This window comes from Actinosynnema sp. NPDC023658 (assembly GCF_040639995.1).
In the GTDB taxonomy this organism is placed as follows: domain Bacteria; phylum Actinomycetota; class Actinomycetes; order Mycobacteriales; family Pseudonocardiaceae; genus Actinosynnema.
Map to the genome: position 1 here is coordinate 1 of NZ_JBFAAX010000881.1, position 2,277 is coordinate 2,277.

At 66.6% G+C, this 2,277-nt stretch carries 1 protein-coding gene; it reads right to left on the reverse strand.

What is annotated here, in order from left to right; translation table 11 throughout:
• Nucleotides 1-50: 50 nt before the first annotated feature.
• Nucleotides 51-1,160 (reverse strand): glycosyl hydrolase 53 family protein, encoded by a 1,110-nt coding sequence (locus AB0G02_RS35935; RefSeq protein WP_360803645.1) that lies wholly within the window; start codon nt 1,158-1,160, stop codon nt 51-53.
• Between the last annotated feature and the right edge of the window lie 1,117 nt (nt 1,161-2,277).

The following is a 2,277-nucleotide window of genomic DNA, read 5'->3' on the forward strand; positions in this document are numbered from 1 at the left end:
CGTGGGCGTCCCCGCCGCGCAGCGCGACCGGTCCGCCCGACGTCACCCGGTCACGGCGTCCAGCGGACGTTCGGGTTGAGGTGGCCGGTCCAGTCGAAGATCGCCATGTTGTCCCAGCCGTTGCCGCTGCCGTTGATGTCGGCCGGGTCCCAGCCGTTGCCCGGCACGGCGTACCAGGTCGGTTCCCAGTAGAAGACGCCGATGGCGCCCGCGTTGCGCGCGGTGTTCTGCACGTGGGCGAAGTTGGTGGCCTGGCCGCTCCACGTCAGCGGGTAGCCCGAGCAGCCGGAGGTGACGGAGTTGCCGGTGGCGTCGGCGTTCTGGCTGGTGAAGGGGTAGGCCGTCTCCGCGAGCACCACGTCCTTGCCGTACCGGGACCGCACGTCGCTGATGACGTTGTACAGGTTCGCGAGCGTGCCGTGCCACGAGCAGTAGTACGACAGCCCGGTGATGTCCCAGGCGACGCCCTTCGCCCTGATCCCGTCGTAGAACCAGCGGGCGTGGTCGAGGCTGTCGGCGTTCGCCGTGTGGATGATGACCTTGGTCCCGCTGTTGCACGCCTTGGTGGCGTTGTACCCGGACTTCAGCAGGAGGCTGAGGTTGGTGAAGTCGTTGTTGACGACCTTGCCCTCGTCCCACAGCATCCCGACGTTGATCTCGTTGCCGATCTGGACGCTGTCCGGCGCGGTGCCCTGCGACTTCAGGCTGCTGCACACGTCGTAGGTGTAGTTGTAGACGTCGGACTGCAACTGCCCGATGGTGTGGCCCGCCCAGGCCGCCGGCTTGTACTGCTTGCCCGGGTCGGCCCACGTGTCCGAGTAGTGGAAGTCGACCAGCAGCCGGAGTCCCTTGGCCTTCACCGCCTTGGCGTACGCCAGGACCTTCGCCTTGTTGTTGTAGCCGCTGCGGGGGTTGTTCCAGACCCGCAGGCGGACGTAGTTCACGCCCACGCCCTTGAGGATGTCGAGCGGGTCGCGGGCGGTGCCCGACGCGTCGTAGTACTTCGCGCCGAGGTCCAGGGCGCGTTGCAGGGTCGAGACGTCCGCCCCGAGCATGGTCAGCGAGCCTGCCGCGGAGGCGGCCGGGGTGAGCGTGGTCAGCGGGAGCACGGCGGTCGCCAGGGCGAGGACGGCCTTGGTCGCCCGGGTGAGTCCGGACATCCGATCTCCTTTGATCGACGGTGCGGAGCCTGCGGCGGTCGGCTGTGAACGTGCACGTCATGAAAACGCAGACCAGTCGGTAACTCAAGCCCTCCGTACGGCTCAAGTGCTGGGAACGTGCACAGTGCTGGGTGGCACCTGCGCCGGTGTCGAGCCGTTCGACGGTGAACCAATTCTTTCCCGGTGTGGAATGGTCGGCGCATTCGGATTTCCGCAGTGTCACCCCGGTGGTTTTCTTCAGTTCCAGGGTGTGTGGAATAAATTGTCCTTCGCTGATGTCGGCGTCGTGGTCGGGTCCGTTGGTTCAACCGGCGTACCGCGCCGCGCGGGCCGGGGGTGCGATTATTCGGAACCCCGTATTTCGAATGGTTGCCACGCGTCCGTTCGTCGGCCGTTTTTCCGGCGTTCATGATGTCGGGGGATGTCAAGAGGGGTGTTGCGCGGGCGGTGCACGTGCATCCGGAGTCGCTCGGCCGATGAGTTCACCGCTTTTCCGACCGCGCGTGCCTGAAGTCACTGTCGGTGATCGCTCGGGCGGTGCGTCACAGTGGTAGGCGGTGGAAGAGTGCACCTACCCGATGTCTCGCACCGGGAGGTTTTGCCGGTCGGTCACGCACCGTGCGCGGAGCAAGGGCCGATACGGTGCTTTTTCGGGCGGTATCGCAGTGCGTTATTCCTGGGTGTTATGGTGGCGAGGCGTCCGGTGGTGGAATGCGGATTGCCTCGGTGAAAATGGGTGCTCGGTTCATCGTTTAATGTTGTGCGAAGCTCTGGGTGATCGTTCCGGCGACCTGGGCGGGTCGTCGTCGACATATGCGTGCGCAGCGGTGCGGCAACCGGGAGTGATTGTCGCCTGCCGGTGCGCCGCCGGTGTGGGAACCGCTCGGAGAACGCCGGACCCGACTGCGGTTCCGGCCGGGTCCGTTGTGCCACCGCGTCGCGCAGGTCGATTTGCGGCAAGACATTCGGGGGAGAAGTCCATGAGCCAGACCGACCAGCCGACCGCGACGTGCCGGCCACCCGCTCCGCTCCGACCTGTCGGAGCCGGACGCGGCGAACGGGGTGGACGTGGTGGGGGCGGGGCCAGGTCGGTGGCTCGGCCCGCGGCGACCGCGAT

What these genes read in the sequence shown, in the direction of transcription:
- AB0G02_RS35935 (WP_360803645.1), bottom strand. Translation starts at nt 1,160, where the DNA reads ATGTCCGGACTCACCCGGGCGACCAAGGCCGTCCTCGCCCTGGCGACC.